This is a genomic window from Paenibacillus ilasis, from assembly GCF_043195395.1.
GTDB classification, from domain to species: Bacteria; Bacillota; Bacilli; order Paenibacillales; family Paenibacillaceae; genus Paenibacillus_AQ; species Paenibacillus_AQ lautus.
On record NZ_JBHDJG010000001.1, the window covers coordinates 768,899 to 791,192 of the forward strand.

A 22,294-nucleotide genomic window follows, 5' to 3' on the forward strand; every position below is an offset into this window, starting at 1 on the left:
GAAGAAAAGGAGATGTACACATGAGCTTGCATGACAGGAGCGGCAAACAAGCTGTATTCTTCGAGCGAATCATGGGGCTGCCGGTCTTCGATACCCATACCCATCTTATCGGTGACCGGCTTGGTGCAAGGGACTTCTGGGAAATCGCCCATTACTTCTGGTTCTATCGAGAGCTCCAAGCCGGTGGCTACCCGGATGAGGCCGATAAATTGCCTGAGGAGCAGCGAATTGCAGCTTTTCTAAAAGCCTATCGATCAACGAGAAGCACGCTGATGAACTGGGTATTCACCTCCATTATGCGTGAATTATACGGAGTCATCATCAAGGATGAACATTCGGTGCGGGAAGCCATGGCTCGCGTTCAGCATACATCCGCCGAACAAGGCTGGGCACAGCAAACGGCAGACCGAATGAATATCCGCCGGTTTGTCGTGAATCATCCGGAACATGCGGCGTTTCAAGGCATGCGGGACGATGCCGTATTGATCCCCCGGATTGACGGAGTGCTGGGTCCATGGGTTGACCGGATCGTGCAATCTAATGATCCGGCCAGGACCTTTCTGGATGTGGGAGGCGAGATTGACTTGCTGCTCGGCGAATTTCGCGAAGCTGGTCTCCCGGGCATCATGACAACGCTGCCGCGGTATGAATCGAGCTCGCACATCCGTAAGGAAATTGGGCCGGCAAGCGGGCGTGACGACATTCTAATGGAGCTGCTGCACGTCCTATGTGGTGCTGCGGCTCGGAACGGCCTGCTCGTTCAGTTGTTTTTGGGAGTGGAGAGATCATGGTGCGGTGCGGCGTTCCCTGCCAATGATACAGAGCGGATTCTAAAGCTGACTGCTTTGTTTGAGTCGTACCGTTGTGAATTTGAGCTTGTGCTTGCATCGGAGCTGAACAATCTCGATGCGGTGCAGGCAGCCTGGAATTTCCCGAACGTTCATGTCGGCGGCATGTGGTGGTTCAATTTCCGAGCGAGCACCTACCGGGACAGCATGCAGTACCGTCTGGAGGCACTCCCGGCAAGCAAGAGCTCGATTATCGTCTCGGATGCCCGCTCTATGGAATGGAGTTACGGCAAGATTTTGCTTGTGAAGAAGCTGGCCGCCGAATTTCTGTGGGAGCGGGTCCTATCTGGCTGGATCGACGAGGAGACGGCACTGCATACGGCAAATGAATGGTTCTACGCGAGTGCCATGAGACGCTATGGCATTCGTTCGGAGGATCATGACTGAGGAAAATAAGGAAAATAGTTTGACATATCGATAATTCTCGATATAATGATACGTATGAAACCAATCGAAGTGTTTAAAGCATTGTCCAATGAATCGAGGCTTGAAATATTGCAGTGGCTCAAGGAACCGGAACAACATTTTACGCCCCATGAAGGGATTGATATGAGGAAAGTCGGGGTATGCGTAAGCCAGGTGACCGAGAAACTGAATATGACGCAGTCCACCGCATCGCAATATTTAGCGATTCTACATCGGGCAGGTCTGATCAAGACAGAGCGGCTTGGGAAATTCACGTATTATACGCGGGATGAAGAGGTTATCCGGGAAATCGGAGAGTATTTGAAGCAGGAGATATAGCGCAGGCACTGAATGATTCCTTAAGAAATAAGGAGTATTCAGTCTTGCTCCGTAATTCACATCTACATATTGCGATATGTATTTTTATCGGTTTAACATATCGACAATTCGCGATATATAAATATTAAATAAAGGAGTGTAATTCATATTATGACGGGTGCTTGGAAGATTTATTTTTTGGCTATCGTTAGTTTTTTAGTAGGAACGTCGGAGTATATTATATCGGGAGTTTTGGATAAAATTGCAGATTCGTTAGGGATTACAATAACCGCTGCTGGTCAGCTAATCACGATTTTCTCATTGGTCTATGCGATCTTGACCCCCATTCTTATGGCGCTAACCGCTAGAGTGGAGAGACGGAAGCTGTTGGTTTATTCATTAGGCATTTTTGTGATTGCGAATCTACTGTCATTTGCCCTTCCGGGGTATGTTCCATTTGTGATTGCGCGCGTTATGATGGCGGTGGGCGCAGGGATGGTAGTTGTAACTGCACTCGGGATTGCCGCCAAAATCGCGCCGTCGGGCAAACAGGCGAGTTCGATCGCTACGGTCATCATGGGCTTCACGGCTTCCCTGATCATTGGCGTCCCCCTCGGCCGTGTCGTAGCTGCTGCTTTTGGATGGAAGTCAGTGTTCGGTTTCATTGCCATTCTGGGGGTTGTTTCCATGATTGTGCTGCATAAGGCGATTCCGAAAACAAAAGGAGATGCTCCCGTACCGCTGCTCCAGCAATTCGCGCTGCTCAAGAAGCCTAAAGTTGCACTCGGTTTGGCGATCACGTTCTTCTGGCTGGGCGGGTATTCCATTGCCTATACGTACCTGTCTCCCTACCTTCTTCTTGTTAGCGGCCTGAACGAAGGTCTGATTAGTGCAGCACTGTTTGCCTTTGGCATTGCCAGCCTCATTGGCTCCAAGTTCGGTGGATTCAGTACGGATCGATGGGGAGTACCGCTTACTTTATCCGGTGGCATGATTCTGCATATTCTCGCGCTAATCGTTCTGACTTTTACCCAAGCAGCCGTATCTGTCATTCTCGTGTTTGCGATTCTTGTTATATGGTCGTTATCTGCCTGGTCTTCCGGTCCGACGCAGCAGTATAACCTTGTCCGGCTGGAGCCGAATTCATCCGGGGTTATGCTGGGCCTGAACCAGTCCGTGATGCAGCTCGCCATGGCTGCGGGCGCAGGCATCGGAGGGGTTGCCGTCGAGCAATGGTCCTTGTCATCCATTACCTGGATCGGTGCCGGGGGCGTTGCCATAGCCATGATAGTGTCGTTTGTTCTTTTCCGATTAGGGAAGCAGGAGAGCGCGGCGCGCGCCCCATTGGAAGCTTAATGGGATAACCGCTGGCAACGGCTACGCCGTGACGGAGCCTGATATGCTGCATCTTTAAGACGGTCTGAAAACGTAAGAATCCATAAGACATCGTCCTTCTCCAGCGAAGAACCGGACATCAATTTGACGCCCCGAAATGAGAAAGTTTATGCTATGATCAATGGATGGCGGAAAATTTGGTTCCAAATTTTGCGAAGGAGGAGATGCGATTGGCTAAGCTTAAAGATATCGCCGAACGGGTCGGGGTATCCATATCTACGGTTTCGCGGGCCATCAGCAATGATGCAAGCCGTCCGGTCAACGAGGATACCAAGCAGAAAATCCGGCAAGCGGCGCTTGATCTTGGTTATAAACTACCTGAGCCATCCCAAAGCGTGCATATTAACGGCATGGCCGATAAGCGGGTTGTCTGTGTCGTTCCCCAAAACCTGATGGACGACCACCCGTATTTCTCAACGGTTCTTGCCGGTTTCCATAAAAAAATGGAGGAACTCGGACAGCCCCCGGCAATCGTTCGTACATGCGAGGAAGTCGGCGATGCGGACAAAATACGCCACATGCTGAGGGAGACAGGCGCTCAGGGGATTGTAGCGGTCAGTTGGTACGACAAGGAGCTGTTTGAACTGATACAGCAGGCCGGGGTTGCCATCATGGGCGTGAGTTTGAATGATGACCGGCTGACCGTGCCGGTTGTAGACTGTGACCGGATTTTATCAGCAAGGGCAGCCGTACGCCACCTGATTGACCAGGGACACACGCGAATCGCTTATATCGGGGGCCCTGCGTATTCCAAGCAGATGGAGAGCGAAGAACGGTATGTCGGATATAAATTCGCGATGCTGGAAGCCAACCTGGAAGTGCGCGAGGAGTGGCTGATGAATACCGGATGGAATGTGGATCGGAGCTTCAGCAAGATGTCCGAGTTATTGGGGGGGCTTCCCAAAGAGTTATGGCCAACGGCTGTTTTTTGTGCCAGCGACATGCTTGCCATTCCGGCCATGCGTGCCGTTGTCGAGAATCGAGGGCGCATACCGGAAGATATCGCGATCGTGGGGATGGATAATATTGATGTAGCCCAATATACAACGCCCCCGTTAACCTCCGTCTCCGTACCGAAGTACGAAATCGGCAGGGTAGCTGCCAAATCCATCGTGGATTATTTGGACGGGCACTTCAAGGTGGCAACCAAAATATTACTGCCATGCTCATTGATTGTTCGGGAGTCCTCCAGTTTTACTAGAGAATGAATTTAACTACCCCATCATGTATGATTAGTTGACATATAATATATAAGAGGATCGTCGTACAGCTGCCGGCTTGAAATCCAGCAGCTGTTTTTCACGCTTTTTCACCCAAATATCAATATTTTTGTGCCAAAAGAGTCCAAAAAAATGTTTGACAATGCCATATCGCTATATTATCATGAGTGCAAATCAATGAAATATTTGGAATGGGATTTCTGGTTTAGGAATTCGAAAAAAAGTACTCTTCGTTTCATTTCACCCTATTATTGATTGCGTTTTCATTCCCTTGATATAAAGAAATATTAATAATATATTAATTCCTCTCATTCATGAATTAGGGCCCTTCGCATTGTCTGCGTAAAGCCTTTCGTGTATCAATATTTATCCAAATATAATCCAAAATAACGGAGTTTTATCCAAAAACAATCCAAAGAAATGAAATAATACCTGACTTATTCGGGTTTTATTTATATCATGATTTGGCGTTACTATACCTAACATATAGGGCGCCACAATAACCGTATTGACTTATGGATAGCTGAGGCGGTGGTAGCTTAGTCATATGACGGAATGCAGAGAAAAGGAGGGAAATCATAAACGAGTACTTTCCAAGCTCCATGCATGTGAATTGGAACTGATCCGCTGAATGAACGGACACCCCGTGCTTTGATGGCATGTCAAGATGGCTTTGCTAGGATTAAGAGGTTAACCCAATCCATACATACGAGGTGATGCTCATTGGCTAATACGACCCTGCAGCCCGCAGCAATCGAGGTACCTGAAACGAAACGTAAGCGCTTACTGTGGAATCGTGTTTTACGCAATTGGCAGCTATATGCCCTGATTTCACCGGTCATCGCCTATTACATCCTGTTCCAGTATGTTCCGATGTACGGCATCCAGATCGCCTTTAAGGACTTTATAGCAACGCAAGGGATATGGGGCAGTCCGTGGGTCGGCTTTGAGCATTTCGATCGCTTTTTCAACAGTTATTATTTCTGGCGCCTGATCAAGAACACACTGGGCATCGGGTTATACAGCCTTGCTGTCGGTTTTCCGATCCCGATTATTCTGGCTTTGCTTATGAACGAGGTTCGGGCTGAACGTTTCAAGAAATTCGTGCAGACCATCACGTATGCTCCTCACTTTCTATCTACCGTGGTCGTTGTCGGCATGATGATGATTTTCCTATCGCCCCGCTACGGCATCATCAATCATTTTATTGAAATGTTCGGCGGTCAGCCGATCAATTTCATGACGGAGCCCTCCTGGTTCAAATCCCTGTACGTTCTGTCGGATGTATGGCAGACCATGGGCTGGAGCTCCATTATCTATTTAGCAGCCCTTGCCGGCATAGACAGCCAGCTGCACGAAGCCGCACGTGTCGATGGTGCGACCAGGCTTCAGCGCATATGGCATATTAACATCCCAGGCATTATGCCAACGATCATCATCCTCTTGATCCTGAACATGGGCAGCATTATGGGCATCGGGTTTGAGAAGGTGCTCCTGATGCAAAACAACCTGAATATGGAGAGCTCCGACATTATTGCCACCTATGTCTACCGAATGGGGATTCAGAATGCCGAGTACAGTTTCTCCGCAGCCATCGGATTGTTTAATTCCGTCATCAATTTTGTCCTGCTGGTTGCCGTGAACTTTATTTCAAAGCGCGTGAGCGAGACCAGTCTTTGGTAAAGAGGGGAGCGAAAGAGCCATGCAAATCGAAACCAGAGGGGACCGCATGTTTAATGTTATCAACTATACGATTCTGATCCTGGTTACCATCATTGTTATGTACCCGCTGGTCTTTGTGCTCAGCGCATCGTTTAGCGACCCGCAGGCGGTTCTGAGGGGCGAGATGCTGCTGTGGCCCAAGGGAGTCAACCTGAATTCCTATGTGAAAATATTTCAGAACAAGGATATCATCAGCGGCTTTACCAACACGCTGGTGTATACATCGCTGGGCACGTTCATTAATCTCACGATGACCATCCTTGCGGCCTATCCGCTGTCGCGGAAGGATTTTGTCGGCCGAAATGCCATCATGGCGCTGCTGGTCTTCACGATGTTTTTCAGCGGAGGACTCATTCCGACGTATTTGCTGATCAAGAACCTCGGCATGCTGAATACGCTCTGGGTCATGATTATCCCGAATGCCGTATCGATCTGGAACATCATCATTATGCGTACCTTCTTTCAGCAGTCCATACCCGGCGAACTGCAGGAGGCCGCGACGATCGATGGATGCTCGAACATTAAAATTTTGACCCGGATCATACTGCCGCTGTCCATGCCGATTATCGCGGTGACCATTTTGTTCTATGCGGTCGGTCATTGGAATGCGTTCTTCAATGCACTTCTGTATTTATCGGATAAAGATAAATTTCCGCTGCAGCTCATCCTGCGCGAAATTCTGATTCAGGGGCAAACGAACGACATGGTCAAAATGTCGACCGAATCGGCGATCAAGCAGCAAAGGGAAGTGGAGGGCATAAAGTACGCGGTGCTGGTCGTGGCTAATATTCCCGTGCTGGTGCTCTATCCGTTCCTGCAGCGGTATTTTGTCAAAGGCGTGATGATTGGGGCCATCAAAGGATAATTCCTTGTATGGATAGATGGATGGAACATGAAAAGGGGAGGATTACGGATGAAGCTGAAGCAATGGGGAAGTCTTCTGTTGACCTGCATGTTGTCGGTATCGCTGGCGGTGGGCTGCAGTTCGAAAGGTTCGGGAGGAACGGCTGAATCGGACTCCGCGGGTGAAGGGAAAACAGCGATGAATGAGACCGGGTTTCCGATTGTCAGTGACAAGATGACGGTGACCGGATTTGCCGGAAAGTTCTTTGCCAACGCCGACTGGAACAACATCAAGCTGTGGCAGGAATATGAGAAAATGACCAATATTCAGGTACAGTGGGACACGGTGCACAAAGACAACTTGGCGGAAAAACGGAATTTGCTGCTCGCCGGCGGCGATTATCCGGAGATGTTCTATGCTTCCGCATTCCCGAGGGCAGATTTGCTGAAATACGGCAAGCAGGGCGCTTTTATCCCGCTGAATGACCTAATTGACCAATATGCGCCGAATTTCAAGGCATTGATGGAGAAGTATCCGGTCATTGAGAAGGGGATTACGATGCCCGACGGCAACATTTACGGGCTGCCGACGCTGTATGATCCGGAGTTCCGGTCCGTGCTGTACGGAACGCCGTGGGTGAAGTTGGAGTGGCTGACCAAGCTTGGCCTTCAAGAGCCGCAGACGCTGGATGAATTCTACGATATGTTGAAGGCGTTCAAGGAGAAGGATCCGAACGGCAACGGCCAGAAGGATGAATATGCCTGGGGTGGTGTGGGAACCGCCGGCATCGTCAACTATTTGCGCGGTTCGTTCGGCCTCAATTATCACGGAACCTCGAACATTAACGTGGATACCGATCCGGCGAGCGGAAAGGTCCGGTTCATTCCGACGGATCCAAGATACAAGGAACTGCTTCAGTTCGTGAACAAGCTTTACAAGGACGGCCTGCTGGAGCAGGACATCATGTCCGTGAAGAGCACGGAGGTGGACGCCAAAGGCGTAGAGGGTCTTCTCGGCGTGGTTGATAATGTGGACCCGGTCGCCATCTACAACCAGGAGGGTTATGTAGGACTTCCGGTATTGAAGGGGCCGCACGGCGATCAGATGTTCAGCGCCACAGGCTCTCCGCTGGGGAACATCGGGATGTTTGTCCTGACCGATAAAGCGAAGAATCCGGCCGCGCTGATCCGTTGGATGGATTACTTCTACAGCGACGAAGGCATCCGCATGTTCTTCATGGGCTGGAAAGACGATACGTATAAGGAAGATGCAGAAGGCAATGTGGATTACGTGGACGAGATCAAGAACAATCCGGACGGCCTCAATCTGGACCAGGCGGTAGGGCAGTATCTGATATGGCCTGGCGGATATTATCCGGGCTTCGTGACACAGAAGTATTTCAAGGGAGCGGAAGGTCTGCCGACGTCCGTAGATAACGCAAAAAAAGCCGAGCCGTACGTCATCCCTCAAGACAAGGTTTGGCCGCCGTTTAATTTTACGGCCGATGAGCAGTCCGAGCTTACCGGTATCCAGACCGACATTCACACGTACGTGGATGAGATGCGGGATAAATTCATAGCCGGCAACGAGTCCTTTGAGAACTGGGATCAATATGTAGCAAACCTGCAGAAGATGGGGTCGGAGCGCTATCTGGCCATTTACCAGTCCGCGGCAGACCGATATACCGAATAAATGCGAGTACCAGAACCTAAAAGGAGCGACATGATATGACACAATTGAAAGCCATATTGATCGGGGCAGGCGCGCGCGGCGCCGGGGGTTACGCCCCCTATGCCCTGGATTACCCGCATGAGCTGACCTTCGTGGCCGTAGCCGAGGCCGATCCGGCGCGGCGCATCGGTTTTGCCGAGAAGCATGGAATCCCGCCGGAGCGGTGTTATGAATCCTGGGAGCCGCTGCTGGCAGAGCCACAGCTTGCCGATATCGCCGTCATCTGTACGCAGGACCGCATGCACTATGGCCCAACCATGCAGGCTTTGGAGAAACAGTATCACGTGCTTCTGGAGAAGCCGATGTCTCCGGAACCGAAGGAATGTCTAGAGATGGAGCAGGCTGCTATACGTAACAACAGGCTTTTGACCATATGCCACGTGCTGAGATATACCCCTTTTTGGAGTACCATCAAACGCGTGCTTCAGGAAGGGACCATCGGCGAGGTGGCTTCGATCCAGCTGAACGAGAATGTGGGATATTGGCATATTGCCCACAGCTTTGTGCGGGGGAATTGGAATAACTCCGACAAGGCAAGCCCGATGATACTGGCCAAATCCTGCCATGACATGGATGTGCTGTCGTGGTTGATGGACCGTCCTTGCACGCAGGTCACTTCGTTTGGCTCTCTGATGCATTTCCGTGAGGAGCAGGCCCCCGAAGGTGCGGCCGACCGCTGCCTTGATTGCCAGGTGGAACCAACCTGTCCATATTCGGCACCTCGGTTTTACTTGAGCGATCAATACAAGGGATGGGCGGGGCATTTCACCCAGGAGCTGACCAAGCCGAACATCATCCAAGGGCTTCGCGATACGGACTATGGCCGCTGCGTCTATCGGAGCGATAACAACGTGGTCGATCATCAGGTTGTCAATATGGAGTTTGAGGGCGGCGCCACCGCGATGTTCAGCATGTGTGGATTTACGTATGAACAGGAGCGCAGAATTCAGATCATGGGCACCCGCGGCGAGCTTCGGGGAGAGGAAGGAAAGATTACGGTTTACGATTTTCTGACCGGACAGAAAACGGAGATTACCATTCCTTCACAGTCCAGCGGACATGGCGGGGGCGACAGCGGAATTGTGTCCAGCTTCTTGAGAGAGGTTCGGAGCTATAATGGGCAGGAGAGCCTGACGTCGGCCAATGCCTCCGTACGCAGCCACCTTATTGCGTTCGCGGCAGAGAAATCGAGGCTGAATCACGGCCAATCCATCAATTTGAACGAATATGCGCAGGAATTGATGGCGGAAGAAAACGCGGTGAAATAAATGGAATTATATTAAAAATACATCATGTGAGAAATTCATAATAGATAACAAGAAGAAACCGCCGATCTCGTAGATCCGCGGCTTCTTCTTTTTTATTTCACCTGATCAATGGACAGGCTGACTTTATAATTCCCATACTTCAGAAGCTCTTCCAGAAAATCATTCAATTCCTTGGGCGAGCCCGCCCGTACCCTGAGCCAATAACAGCCCTCACCGCTGACGCGGTGGGTTTCGGCGACCATGTCGTGGGACTGAACAAAGGATAAGAAGGGAGAATGAGCCGTATTTAACGCCAAGAACATGGTGATAAAAGCATGTACGGCCAGACCGATTTTGTCCGGGTTCCAACGAAGCGTAAAGCCTTCGATGACACCCAGATCCTGCAGCTTACGAACACGGGCCCCGACAGCTTGTCCCGTCAAATGCACCCGCTCTCCGATGGCTTTGTGGGACAGGCTCGCATCCTCCAGCAGGTGATGTAATATGCGAAGATCGACTTCGTCGAGTTCATGAGCGCTTGGCATGGTCATATCCTTTCACGATGAAAGTGAGTCCCCCTAATACCTTTCACGAAGCTGTAGGCGGGAAGTTCAGCGTTCTCTATAATGGGTTCAGAACCATATTAAATGAAACAAAGGGGAAATGAAAGTGAAACTTCAACTGATACGTAATGCTACGTTAAGAATACAGTACGCCCATCTTGAACTGCTGGTCGATCCGATGTTTAGCGAAGCCAAGGCGAACCCGCCGGTCATCAACTCCGCGAATGACAGACGGAATCCGCTTGTACCGCTGCCGTTCTCCGTGACTGACAAGGTCCATCCGGATGTGGTGCTGGTTACGCATCTGCACCAGGATCACTGGGATCAAGCTGCGATTGATGCACTGCCAAAGACGAAGCCGATCCTGTGTCAACCGGGGGACGAGGATACTTTGGTTTCGCAAGGCTTTACGTCCGTGACGGCAGTCCAGGAAACCCTGGAATATGAGGGGGTTACGATAATCCGAACCGGTGGTCATCATGGCACGGGTGAGATCGGTCAGATGATGGGACAGGTATCCGGTTTTATTTTGAAAGCAGAAGGACAGCCGACCCTGTATATAGCAGGAGATACCATCTGGTGTGATGAAGTGAAAGAAGTTTTGGATGTCCATAAGCCTGATATGACGGTTGTCAACGCCGGCGGTGCCCGGTTTCTCACAGGAGACCCGATTATCATGGATGAGGACGATGTGATCGAACTGCTGCGTCATGCTCCCTACACGAAGGCGGTTGCGGTCCATATGGAAGCCATCAACCACTGCCTTGTGACAAGAGAGGAGCTGTCCGGTCGTCTGGCAGCGGAAGGTCTGCGCGATCAAATTGAAATTCCGCAGGATGGTGAATGGGTCGAATGGAAAGTGTAATACGCAACAGCTAAGCACAGCAGCGGGAAAGGCTGCTGTCAGCCGCTGGTTTCTGTAGTAGTAGGACTGTCTGAACATGATATAATCTATGCAGGAAGCTCCGTGATGCGGAGCTTTTTTGTTGTCCCACCTCATCTACTGCTTTTCATCAAAAATAATCCCTATTCCAACAGGAACGATATTTAATCCTGACATACTAGATGTCAGGATTTATGTTTTAATATTCGATTCAGAAGTCAAAAAGTACGAAGCGCGAGGAGTGTTAACGATGAAGCTCGACCGGCTGCTAGGCATTACAATGGAAATGTTGACCAAAAAAAGAGTGACGGCCACGGCGCTTGCCGCCCGGTATGAGGTCTCGGTTCGTACGATCTACCGCGATGTGGACCTCATTAATCAGGCCGGCATTCCGGTTGCTTCCTATCCCGGTGCGGATGGCGGGTTTGAATTAATGAACGGGTTCTATCTGACAAGGCAGCACTTCTCCGTTGATGACTTTTTGGCCATCTACAATCTTTTAAAGGGCATCGAAGGGACTGTGAAGGGGAGATACACCAGCATTATGAATAAGCTCGGAACCTTGCAGCCTGCCCTGTTGAACGGAGGATGTCATGAACAAATCCTATTCGATATGAGCACGTCGAAGCATGAGCGGGCATGGGTTCAGCCCATTCTGAATGCCATGGAATGCTCGAACCTGATAACACTTCAGTATACAAGTACATCCGGCAGCTGCTCGGAGCGGCAAGTGGAGCCGCTGCAGCTGTACTGGGAACAAGGCGTGTGGTATTTGGAGGCTTACTGCTTGTTAAAGCAGGCGAAACGAATTTTCAGAGTATCGCGCATATCCAGTCTTGAAGTATCCACCGACACGTTCCTCCCAAGAGGTAACCTAGAGCGGGAGGATCGGGAGGCGGTGCAGGGGATACAGGCTCATCTCCGCTTCGATTCATCCGCCGGACCGCGGGTGACCGAGCAATTTCCGGAGGCCTTCATCTCCGGCGAGGGGCTTCTTGATGTCCAAACTATTTTTTACACCAAAGCTTATGCCATCTCGGTGATCTTAAGCTACGGTTCAAAGGTGGAGATCATCTCCCCGCCGGAGCTGAAAGAAGATCTGCTGCAGGAGATGGAGGAAATCCGTAAACGTTATGTAATGATGAACAATCCAAAAATATGAATCGTAACCCAACGATATCAGGGAGGAAGTTCAAAATGACCATTTTGATAACAGGAGCAACAGGAATCGTAGGAAAACACATCGTGCAGCAGCTTGTGCAGCAAGGCAGCGAAGTGAGAGCAATCTCACGCAATCCGCAGCAAGCGAAAGTACCGGAGGGCGTTCAGGCGGTTGCCGGAAATCTCAATGACCCGGAAAGCCTGATTCCCGCCCTGCAAGGCGTAACGGCCATGCATTTGATCATCTCCAGTGATGAGGCGTACGGGTCCCTGCAGACGGATCCGCGAATTATTGAGCTTGCCGAGGAGGCAGGCATAAAGCGGGTAACGGTATTGGTAGGCTATGAAGAAGGTCCTGTCGAAGCTGCCCTTCGAGAGAGCCAAATGGAATGGACCTTGCTTAAGCCAGGGGAATTTATGGCGAATATTCTGGTGGATTGGCAGGAGTCGATCCGCACGGAGGGGGTAGTCCGCGAGCCGTTCGGCCATGCGCTGAGTGCGAGAATCCATGAAGCCGATATTGCGCGGGTTGCCGTCGCCGCACTTCTTGAGGTGGGTCACCATGGCCAAGAATATTTCCTTACGGGACCGGAAGCCCTCTCGCGAACGGAAGCGGTTCGGATCATAAGCGAGGTAACAGGCAAGGACATCCGTTTTGTCGAACTGACCGAGGAACAGGCGAGAGATCAATGGAGAGCGCAAGGCTATGACGAGGAATCGATTGAGTTTTTTGTGCAAATGGGAAAAAATCCGCCCGAGATCGGTTATACCGTATTGCCGACGGTGGAGGAAGTCACGGGGCGGCCAGCAGCCACGCTTGCTGATTGGGTCCGTGATCATCTGGACGATTTTTAAGAGTAAGCCAGCATGACATTCTAAAGGCTATTTTTATAGGAAGAGGAGGAGCTGTGAAACTTGCCTTACGCCATTGAAACGAAGGAGCTTCGCAAATCTTACAACGGCATGGAGGTCGTTCGAGGAATCGATCTGCGAGTCGAACAAGGAGAGTTGTTTGCCTTGTTAGGCCCGAACGGCGCCGGAAAAACAACGACCATCCACATGCTATCCACCCTGGTTAAGCCGGACGGGGGTTTCGCAAGCGTGGCCGGTTTTGATATTGTGGGCAATGCCCGGAACGTTCGGAGAAGGATTAGCCTGACAGGCCAGTTTGCAGCACTGGATGAAGGGCTCTCCGGTCTTCAGAATTTAATGCTGATATCAAGGCTTTACGGTTATTCGGCGAAAACGGCTCGATCCGTAAGCGAGGAGCTGATCGAATCCTTTGGACTCAGCGAAGCGAAGGAGCGCGCGGTGTTGCATTACTCTGGCGGGATGCGGCGGCGGCTGGATATTGCCGCCAGTATCGTTACCGAGCCCGATGTTATTTTTCTGGATGAGCCGACAACAGGCCTCGATCCGCAAAGCCGCAATCAAGTGTGGGAGGTTGTAGGGTCTCTTTTGAAGCGGGGAACCACTGTGCTGCTGACGACGCAATATCTGGAGGAAGCTGACCAGTTAGCGGACCGGATTGCCGTGATGGATAAGGGGAGTTTGATTGCGGAAGGGACGCCCCGCCAATTAAAGGCTTCCGTTGGCAACAGAACGTTAACCATCCAATTCATCGAACCGGCCGATCAGCGCAGGGTCGGTACTTTGTTAAACGAGGCACACGCGCTGAACGTATTGGAGGATGATCATCCGTTGGTACTTAAAATCCCGGTGGAGGACGCAAGTGCCGCCACTGAGGCTCTGCGTACGCTGATGAATAACGGATTCGCCATTGAATATTTCGCCTTAAGTGAACCGAGTCTGGATGAGGTCTTTCTGTCACTGACCCATGCGAAGTCGAAGGGAGGCAGAGGCAAGCCATGAGTGTAAGCCAACATACAGCGAATAAGAACGGCGTGCTGCCTGTTCGTCAAGCCGATATCGATCATCCCAATGCCCTGACGGCGATCCGAATCTTTATGTGGAGAACTTGGCAGCATACGAAGCATAACGGGTTTGGTCTGGTGATGGATGCGGTTCTGTCACCGGTTCTGCTGCTGCTCATATTTAGTTACTTGTTCGGCGGTGCCATGGCCGGGTCAACCGGAGCTTATATTCAATTCCTATTGCCCGGCATCCTCATCCTGACGGTCGTTCCCATGACGGTGTACAGCGGAACCACGATATGCTCGGATATTACCAAAGGGGTGTACAATCGTTTCCGAACGCTGCCCTTTTGGCAGCCCGCTTCCGTCATCGGCTCCATCCTTACGGATGGTTTGCGTTTTACGGTCGGCGTTATCGTTGCCCTGGGTACGGGGCTTGCGCTGGGCTTCCGCCCCGAGGGCAGCGCCATCCAAATGGTATGCGCCATTGCTTTCATTTTGTTTTTTGCATTCAGCGTCAGCTGGATATTTGCGCTGATCGGCGTTGTGGCCAAGCGGCCGGAGACGGTGTCGGGGTCCAGCATGATCGCGATATATCCGCTGCTGTTTGCCAGCAACATTCTGGTGGATTCGTCGACGATGCCGAAATGGACGGGCATTCTTATCGATCTGAATCCGATCAGCATGGCGGCAGCCACGGTCAGGGGACTGATGAACGGCACGGCTACCATGGCCGTGAGCATGTTCGGAATCGGGGTCTGCGTGGTGATTATCGCTATTTTCGCCCCGCTCACGCTGTATCTGTATCAGACAAAAAACGAGCGGTAAGAGACACAAAAAAACCAGGTTTGCATGAGCATGCAGCCTGGTTTTTTATCTATGGTATGTCATTTGCGGTTGATGTAAATCGTATCACTATTTTTGGACCCACGATAAATACACAATACTACAACGGAAAGTATAAGTCTATATTTTTTTCGGGAAACCCCTATACTTAAAGCTATTCTTTAGCAAAGAGGGGGAAATCGGAATGCTGAATCGAAGCGAAAGCGCGGAGCGGGCATATCTTGAGTTTGTATTCAAGGAGCTTCATCGAGCATCGGAGGAATTAGAGGGGAAGGTGTCCGACTCGTATAAGGAGATCATTGAAGCGAAGAAATACCTGTGGGTGAACATGGCCCAATTGGATGCGGCGGAACGGGCGGCCAACCGGGTTGATATTTCCTTGTCGATTGATACGGGAGAGAAGACGGTATCGAGGCTGCAAAGGATTCGCAAACTGCTCGCCTCGCCGTATTTTGGCAGGGTGGATTTCCGAACGAATGAAACGATGGAAGAAGATGCTTACTATATTGGCATCCATTCTTTCACGGACGGAGGGAGTCAGGAGCATTTCATCTATGATTGGCGCTCGCCGGTAGCAGGCTTGTTTTATGATTACAATGTCGGTCCTGCGTCGTATGAAGCCCCCATGGGCAGGATGCAAGGCGAAATTACCGTCAAAAGGCAGTACAAAATCAAAGACGGTCAAATGGAATATATGATTGAGAGCTCCATGAACATCAATGACGACGTGCTGCAGAAGGAGCTCAGCAGCACGTCGGACGAGAAGATGAAGAATATTGTGGCTACCATCCAGCAGGAGCAAAATGCCATCATACGAAACGAAACCGCAAATGAGCTGATCATACAGGGGGCGGCAGGTTCAGGCAAAACCTCAGTGGCTCTGCACAGGGTAGCTTTTCTGTTGTACCGCCATAAGGAGACTTTGAATTCCAGCAACGTGCTCATTATATCCCCCCATAAAGTATTCTCTGATTATATATCCAACGTTCTGCCAGAGCTTGGCGAAGAGAAAATCATGGAGGTTACGATGGAGGAGCTTGCTGCCAAAGAGCTGGGAGGATTATGTCAGTTCCAGACCTTCTCCGAACAGGTGGACGAAATCGTGCACGCCCATGACGAGCAGGCTATTGAACGGATCCGGTATAAGGCCGGGATGCACTTCGTGCACGAGCTGGAGGCTTATATGAAATATGCCGATGAGCAGTTCTTCCTGCCTGCGGATATTCAGCTGAAGGGCGTATGCATTTCGGCTTCGGAGATCATGGAGGGTTACCTTGGCACCATGACCATGCCGCTCAGGCAGCGATTGGAGAAGACGGCCTCCATCCTGTCAAGCCGGGTTCGTACGGAGGATGGAGAGAGGCTGACAACCGCAGAAGCCAATAAAGTCAAAACCGCGATCAAAAAAATGTTCAAATTTCAAAATGCGCTCAGCATGTACAAGGAATTCTTCTCGCATAGGAACAAACCGGACATGTTCGTCATGATCGGAAGGAAAACGATCGAGTATGCTGACGTTTTTCCGCTGCTGTATCTCAAAATGTATTTGGAGGGAAGCACATCATACGATATGGTGAAGCATCTGCTCGTCGATGAAATGCAGGATTATACACCGATTCAATATGCCGTGCTCTCCAAATGGTTTTCGTGCAAAAAAACGATTCTTGGGGACAGCAACCAGTCGGTCAACGTATATACGTCCACTTCACTGCATGATATCAAGGGCGTGTTTCCACATGCCGATACGATTGAACTGTTAAAAAGCTATCGCTCCACGCTGGAGATTATGGGACTTGCGAAGCGAATCCGTCCGGGCAGCACCATGATTCCCGTGGAGCGGCATGGAGAAGAACCGCAGGTGATCCGGTGTCGTGACGCCCGGGAGGAGCTGGCGTTCATTCAAGAGCTTAGCCGTCACTTTTTAGATTCCGGGCTGCAGACGATGGGGATCCTATGCAAAACGTCCTCGCAGGCCCGGCAGGTGTACGAGTCCATCAGTGAGCTTGGGGGCAGCGTGAATCTGCTCGATTTTAGCAGCGACCGCTTTCAGGATGGGATTACGATCACCTTCGCCCATATGGCCAAGGGCCTGGAATTCGATCAGGTTATCGTTCCTTTTGCGGACGGCGAAAACTATCGTTCCGAGATGGACCGAAGCTTACTCTACATTGCTTGTACCCGGGCCATGCATAAACTTTCGCTGACCTATTCGGGTGAGCCGGCAGCTTGGTTGGCCGTGTGAGCGTGAGCCGAAAATCAGGATAGCGTCATCCATGTCATCCATAGAAACACCTTTTAAGGAAGTCGCAACCGATGCTTGCGGCTTTTTTTCTTAAGACCATGCATAAGATTTCAGCGAAGCTGAGCCCATTCGATCATCGCAGGAGAACTTAACCTTAGCGCCGCTTCTTAGGCATTACTTCGATAAACGTTTTGGTTATGTCTGAATTTGAATAAATCATATGGCGTTTAGGAAGGAGGACTGATTTATTTCTCGAACCTATTAATATGAGAGTAGCACAGCAAACGTATGGAAGGAGGAACGTAACGGGCTAATCAATCCAACAACGGGACAGGAAGTGATATGGGACATTGGACTCTCATCGAATACTTGGAGATTTTTTCAGGAAGACGTGGCCGTTTTATGTATTGTCGATTTGCTGCCATTTGGTAGCCAACATCATTCACGTGAATTTCCCAAGGGTGCTGGGCCATTTTACGGATGAACTGAAGGATGGTTTATTGTCTGTCGATGGCATCGTGCGTTACAGCTGGACGCTGCTGGGCATCGGCGTCGGCTTTGCCGTCATCGGCGGGATCGGCCAGTTTCTGGTTATGTACACGGGGCGGTATTTCGAATTTATGAACCGGCGCCGATTGTTTGTCCACTTTACGGGGCTCAGTGAGCGATTTTATTCCAAGCATGGCGTTGGCAAGCTGCTAAGTTATTTCATGAATGACGTGACTACGGTAAGGGAAGCCATCTCGATGGGGATCAATCAGACGGCAAACTCCTCCATCCTGCTGGTTTCCACGATCGTCATGCTGCTGATCACGAACGTACCGCTGTATCTGGTGGCTGCGAGCATCGCCCCTTTGCTGCTGATTCCGGTTATTGTTGTTTGGCTCGGACCGATTATCAGAAGAAGATCGCTGCAGGTGCAGGAAGCGCTGGGCTTGATGACGGAATCCGCGGAGGAGCAGTTTGGCGGGATCCGCGTCACCAAGAAGTTCGCGGTGGAAGATACGATGAAGCGGCGCTTTGGGACGACGGTGGACCGCATCCGGGACAAGCAGCTGCGGCTGGTACGCGTATCATCGCTCTTTCAATCGATCATTCCGTTTCTGGGCGCCACCTCACTCATTATCGCCCTCTTATTCGGCGGTTACCTGACGATTCTGGGACGCATTACGGTCGGAAACTTTGTCGCATTGACGCTTTACATTCGCATGCTGATGAATCCCCTGCAGCAGATCGGCAATGTTATTAATGTCGTTCAGCGCGCGAGGGCTTCGCTTGACCGATTGAACGACCTGCTTGGCAAGCAGGCCGATATTAAGGAACTGCCCGGCGCCAAGGAGCTGAATCAGGAGATCCCGGGCATTGAAGTGCGTGATTTATCCTTTTCCTACGACGATGTGGATGGTCAAGAGGAGGGGGCCAGACAGGTTCTGCGCGGTATTCAATTGGATGTTCCGCCAGGATCGACGTTAGGCATCATTGGCCGAACGGGAAGCGGCAAGACTACGCTTATGAAGCTGCTGCTGCGTACCTATGACCCGCCTCCGGGGAAAGTGCTGATCGGGGGGGAGGATATTCGGAAGCTTACATTAAAAAGCCTGCGTGAAGGGATCGCCTATGTTCCCCAGGATGGCTTCCTGTTCAGCTCGACCATCCGCGAGAATATTGCCTTCTATAAACGGGACACAGAGCCGGCAATCGTTGAGGAAGCGGCACGAAAAGCTCGGGTGTATGACAACATCGCAGAGTTTCCGGACAAGTTCGAAACCCGCCTTGGGGAGCGAGGCATTACGCTTTCCGGAGGACAGCGGCAGCGGACAAGCCTTGCACGGGGCATGATCAAGGATGCACCGATCCTCATTCTGGATGATAGCGTAAGCGCGGTCGACGCGGTGACGGAGACGGAAATCATGGAGACGATCCGGGATATCCGCGATGGGAAGACTACGATCATTATTGCGCACCGGATCAGTGCACTGAAACATGCCGATGAGATCATCGTCCTGGATCAGGGAGAGATTGTTCAGCGGGGTACGCATGAGGAATTGCTGTCGAAGGACGGACTGTACCGAACGCTGCATGACATTCAGGAAGAGGGGATGAAGCATCATGGCACAGGCCATTAACAATTGGCAGCTGGACCAGAAGGCGGATCTGAATGCCCCTCAGTCCAAGCCCAAGTATATATCCACATTCCGTGCTTTATCGGGTTACATGAAGGAATATCGGCTGATCTTTGCCGGGTTTATCGGCTGCACCTTGATTGCCATATCGGCAGAGCTGCTGCAGCCGTACCTGATGAAAATCGCAATCGATGATAATCTGATGGTCGGCAAGAACGATTTTCGGAGCCTGATGGTCATTTGCGGCATTTATTTTTTGTTATCGCTGCTCAGTATGGTGTTCACCTATTTGCAAAATAATTTGCTGCAAAAGGCGGGGCAGAGCATTGTAGCGAGCATTCGCAAACGGCTGTTTGCCCATATATCCAAGCTGTCGATGTCTTATTTCGATAAAGTGCCGAGCGGTAGCTTGATTACGCATGTATCCAGTGATACCGAAGCGATTAATCAATTTTTTAACCAGGTGCTGCTCAGCCTGTTCCGCGACGGCTTCACCTTGATCTTCATTCTGATCCTGATGTTCCAGCTCGATGTCACGCTGACCTTATACTGCTTGATCCTGCTGCCGATCATTGCAGGGATCGCCATTGCGTTCCGGCGTTATATGCGCCACACCTACCAGATGGCCAGAACGCGGTTATCCCGGCTGGTGGCCTTTGTGGCCGAGAATCTCTCGGGGATGAATCTGATTCAAGTTTTCCATCAGCAGAAGGAGCAGGAGAAGCAGTTCGAGGAACGGAACGGCTCTTACTTCAAGGCCAATATTCGGGAGATCCGGACGAATGTGCTGTTTAACCGCTCCTACGAAATATTGAACAACTTGGCCATTGCGTTCGTGACGTGGCTCGGCGGACAAGCCGTCCTGGGGACAACGCTGGAGTTCGGCGTGCTGTACGCCTTCATAACGTATATCCGTTTATTCTTCCAGCCGATTAACACGATCACCCAGCAGTGGAATACGCTGCAATCGGCGACGGTGGCGATTAACCGGATATGGGGTCTCTTGGCGATTCAGCCTGAGGTTACCGATCAACGCAAGCCGGCGGCCATTGAGAAAGCAAGCGTCGAGGGACGCGTTGACTTTGACCGGATCACGTTCGGTTACGAAGGCGGAGCGCCGGTTATTCAGGACCTGGATCTCCATATCAACCCCGGAGAGATGATCGGAATCGTCGGAACCACCGGAGCGGGAAAAAGCTCGCTCATCAGTCTCCTGTGCCGTTTCTATGACGTGAACGAAGGAAGCATTCGGATTGATGGAATCGACATCAGGGAGCTCGCACAGTCCGATCTGCACCGGATGGTAGGCCTTGTTCAGCAGGAGCCGTATCTCTACTCCGGGACGGTGCTGGACAATGTACGGTTGTTCGATGAGACCATCTCGAGGGAACGGGTGATCGAGGCTTGCCGCTTTATCGGTGCGGATTCGATCATCATGAGGATGAAGGAAGGCTATGACACCCGGTTGTCGGAGCGGGGGAGCGGCCTGTCCGCCGGCGAGCGGCAGCTGATCTCCTTCGCTCGGATCATCGTCTTCCAGCCCAAGATTCTCATTCTTGATGAAGCGACCGCCAACCTGGATTCGCATACGGAGCAGCTGATCCAGAACGCGCTGCAGCTCGTGGCCGAAGGGCGAACGACCCTTGTTATTGCCCATCGCCTATCTACCATCATGGGGGCAGACCGAATTCTGGTCATGAGCAAAGGTCGGATCGTGGAGCAAGGCACGCATCAGGAGCTGCTGGACTCCCATGGGTATTATGAAGAGCTGTATCTTCACTCCCAAGGACAGAAGCAGGAGCATGAGACTGCCGGTTCATTGTATCGTACAAAATAACCGCATCAGATTCTTGCCAGAGGACGGAGCTTTCATTAGCGCTGTCCTCTTTTTTTATGAGCGTGCGATTAGGGAAGCCGTATTTATAAAGCGCTTGACAACAAGTCAATGAAGTTCAGAGCCGTTCTGGAGACATGATGATCCCTCAGCCAGATCAAGGCTGTGGAAGCCGCTGCCGGGGTGTCCTTGATTTTGAAGGCATGAACAGATGCAGGCACATGCTGCTTGACCAGCGTTTCGGGAACAATCGCCACGCCAAAACCCGAAGCGACCAAACGCAGCAGCAGCGAAATGTCGGAGCATTCGGCTACAATGTTCGGCTGTAGTTTCTGTTCCGAGAAAGCCATCTGGATCGTATAATACACGCCTAACCCTTCCGTGCTTGGCAGAATGAGCGGATACTGCGCAATATGCGGGAGGGTTATCTCCTGTTCGATGGATGGCTCAGAAGTGAGCATATAAAAAGGCTCCGTCTGCAGATGAAGGATCGAGAAATCATCCAATTCAAGCGGCAGGCGAACGATCGCTACTTCAAGCGACCGGTTTCTCACGAGCTCACAGAGCTGATACGACTCGTTCTGCTGAATTTTATACGAAACCTGGGGGTATCTTGCTTTGAACTCATGCAGCCATGACGGCAGTTCTACCGAAGATAATGTATTGATGCCAAGACTCAGCGTACCCTTATCGCCGTTCCCGACCTCTTTCACCTCGGCTTTGGCCTCTTCCATGAGCTGGGTCATCTGGAGCGCATATTTATACAGCGCTTTACCCGATTCGGTGATTTCAAGCCGCTTCCCTCTACGATATACCAAGACGGACCCGAGCTCTTCCTCCATTGCTTTCAGCTGTTGGCTGAGAGGGGGCTGGGATATATGAAGCCGGTTGGCGGCAAGCGAGATCGTACCTTCCTCCACGATGGCAATAAAATAGCGGAGCTGTCTGATGTCCATAGGTTGATGCAACCCTCCTTGTATATGAAAAACCTTAGTGAATTCAATTTTTTAAGTATTTTTCATATGGTTCTGTCTCATG

The 22,294-nt window shown here is 51.1% G+C and carries 18 protein-coding genes; 16 read left to right on the plus strand and 2 right to left on the minus strand.

Features of this window, described 5'->3' with window-relative positions:
• The first annotated feature begins 20 nt into the window (after positions 1-20).
• The 8 genes from ACETK5_RS03795 to ACETK5_RS03830 all read left to right on the plus strand — a co-directional run bounded on the left by ACETK5_RS03795 (position 21) and on the right by ACETK5_RS03830 (position 9,751).
• A complete protein-coding gene (locus tag ACETK5_RS03795; protein ID WP_100538641.1) occupies positions 21-1,235 on the plus strand; it encodes a glucuronate isomerase in 1,215 nt (404 codons plus the stop codon).
• A gap of 54 nt (positions 1,236-1,289) precedes the next feature.
• Positions 1,290-1,592, plus strand: coding sequence for an ArsR/SmtB family transcription factor (locus ACETK5_RS03800; protein WP_100539494.1), 303 nt, complete (start codon positions 1,290-1,292; stop codon positions 1,590-1,592).
• 150 nt (positions 1,593-1,742) lie between these two features.
• Positions 1,743-2,927 carry an MFS transporter gene (locus tag ACETK5_RS03805; protein ID WP_100538640.1) on the plus strand — a complete coding sequence of 395 codons (1,185 nt, stop codon included), beginning with the start codon at positions 1,743-1,745 and terminating at the stop codon, positions 2,925-2,927.
• Between the two features lie 209 nt (positions 2,928-3,136).
• Positions 3,137-4,174 carry a LacI family DNA-binding transcriptional regulator gene (locus ACETK5_RS03810; RefSeq protein ID WP_100538639.1) on the plus strand — a complete coding sequence of 346 codons (1,038 nt, stop codon included), beginning with the start codon at positions 3,137-3,139 and terminating at the stop codon, positions 4,172-4,174.
• Between the two features lie 735 nt (positions 4,175-4,909).
• On the plus strand, positions 4,910-5,869 hold the full coding sequence (locus ACETK5_RS03815; RefSeq protein ID WP_100538638.1) for an ABC transporter permease: 960 nt from the start codon (positions 4,910-4,912) through the stop codon (positions 5,867-5,869).
• Positions 5,870-5,888: 19 nt separating this feature from the next.
• Positions 5,889-6,773 carry a carbohydrate ABC transporter permease gene (locus tag ACETK5_RS03820; RefSeq protein WP_326114619.1) on the plus strand — a complete coding sequence of 295 codons (885 nt, stop codon included), beginning with the start codon at positions 5,889-5,891 and terminating at the stop codon, positions 6,771-6,773.
• A gap of 48 nt (positions 6,774-6,821) precedes the next feature.
• Positions 6,822-8,444, plus strand: a complete 1,623-nt coding sequence (locus ACETK5_RS03825; protein ID WP_326114620.1) for an extracellular solute-binding protein — start codon at positions 6,822-6,824, stop codon at positions 8,442-8,444.
• 35 nt (positions 8,445-8,479) lie between these two features.
• A complete protein-coding gene (locus ACETK5_RS03830) occupies positions 8,480-9,751 on the plus strand; it encodes a Gfo/Idh/MocA family protein (protein WP_100538635.1) in 1,272 nt (423 codons plus the stop codon).
• A gap of 92 nt (positions 9,752-9,843) precedes the next feature.
• Here the strand turns inward: ACETK5_RS03830 and ACETK5_RS03835 are convergent, their stop codons facing one another.
• Complete coding sequence (locus ACETK5_RS03835) at positions 9,844-10,275, minus strand: Lrp/AsnC family transcriptional regulator (RefSeq protein WP_100539493.1); 432 nt, start codon at positions 10,273-10,275, stop codon at positions 9,844-9,846.
• A gap of 124 nt (positions 10,276-10,399) precedes the next feature.
• Here ACETK5_RS03835 and ACETK5_RS03840 point away from each other — a divergent pair, with 124 nt between their 5' ends.
• The 8 genes from ACETK5_RS03840 to ACETK5_RS03875 all read left to right on the plus strand — a co-directional run bounded on the left by ACETK5_RS03840 (position 10,400) and on the right by ACETK5_RS03875 (position 21,259).
• Complete coding sequence (locus ACETK5_RS03840) at positions 10,400-11,158, plus strand: MBL fold metallo-hydrolase (protein ID WP_100538634.1); 759 nt, start codon at positions 10,400-10,402, stop codon at positions 11,156-11,158.
• 268 nt (positions 11,159-11,426) lie between these two features.
• Positions 11,427-12,338 (plus strand): helix-turn-helix transcriptional regulator, encoded by a 912-nt coding sequence (locus ACETK5_RS03845; RefSeq protein ID WP_100538633.1) that lies wholly within the window; start codon positions 11,427-11,429, stop codon positions 12,336-12,338.
• Positions 12,339-12,373: 35 nt separating this feature from the next.
• Positions 12,374-13,192, plus strand: a complete 819-nt coding sequence (locus ACETK5_RS03850) for an NAD(P)H-binding protein (RefSeq protein ID WP_394054323.1) — start codon at positions 12,374-12,376, stop codon at positions 13,190-13,192.
• A gap of 60 nt (positions 13,193-13,252) precedes the next feature.
• Positions 13,253-14,209 carry an ATP-binding cassette domain-containing protein gene (locus ACETK5_RS03855; RefSeq protein WP_326114622.1) on the plus strand — a complete coding sequence of 319 codons (957 nt, stop codon included), beginning with the start codon at positions 13,253-13,255 and terminating at the stop codon, positions 14,207-14,209.
• Positions 14,206-15,039 carry an ABC transporter permease gene (locus ACETK5_RS03860; protein ID WP_326114624.1) on the plus strand — a complete coding sequence of 278 codons (834 nt, stop codon included), beginning with the start codon at positions 14,206-14,208 and terminating at the stop codon, positions 15,037-15,039. The genes ACETK5_RS03855 and ACETK5_RS03860 overlap by 4 nt, the downstream gene beginning before the upstream one ends.
• A 202-nt stretch (positions 15,040-15,241) precedes the next feature.
• Positions 15,242-17,299 (plus strand): HelD family protein, encoded by a 2,058-nt coding sequence (locus ACETK5_RS03865; protein ID WP_100538629.1) that lies wholly within the window; start codon positions 15,242-15,244, stop codon positions 17,297-17,299.
• A 350-nt stretch (positions 17,300-17,649) separates the two neighbouring features.
• Positions 17,650-19,425, plus strand: a complete 1,776-nt coding sequence (locus ACETK5_RS03870) for an ABC transporter ATP-binding protein (RefSeq protein WP_100538628.1) — start codon at positions 17,650-17,652, stop codon at positions 19,423-19,425.
• A complete protein-coding gene (locus ACETK5_RS03875; RefSeq protein WP_127591689.1) occupies positions 19,409-21,259 on the plus strand; it encodes an ABC transporter ATP-binding protein in 1,851 nt (616 codons plus the stop codon). The genes ACETK5_RS03870 and ACETK5_RS03875 overlap by 17 nt, the downstream gene beginning before the upstream one ends.
• Before the next feature lie 83 nt (positions 21,260-21,342).
• Here the strand turns inward: ACETK5_RS03875 and ACETK5_RS03880 are convergent, their stop codons facing one another.
• Entirely contained in the window at positions 21,343-22,212 is an 870-nt protein-coding gene (locus ACETK5_RS03880) for a LysR family transcriptional regulator (RefSeq protein WP_326114627.1), read from the minus strand.
• Between the last annotated feature and the right edge of the window lie 82 nt (positions 22,213-22,294).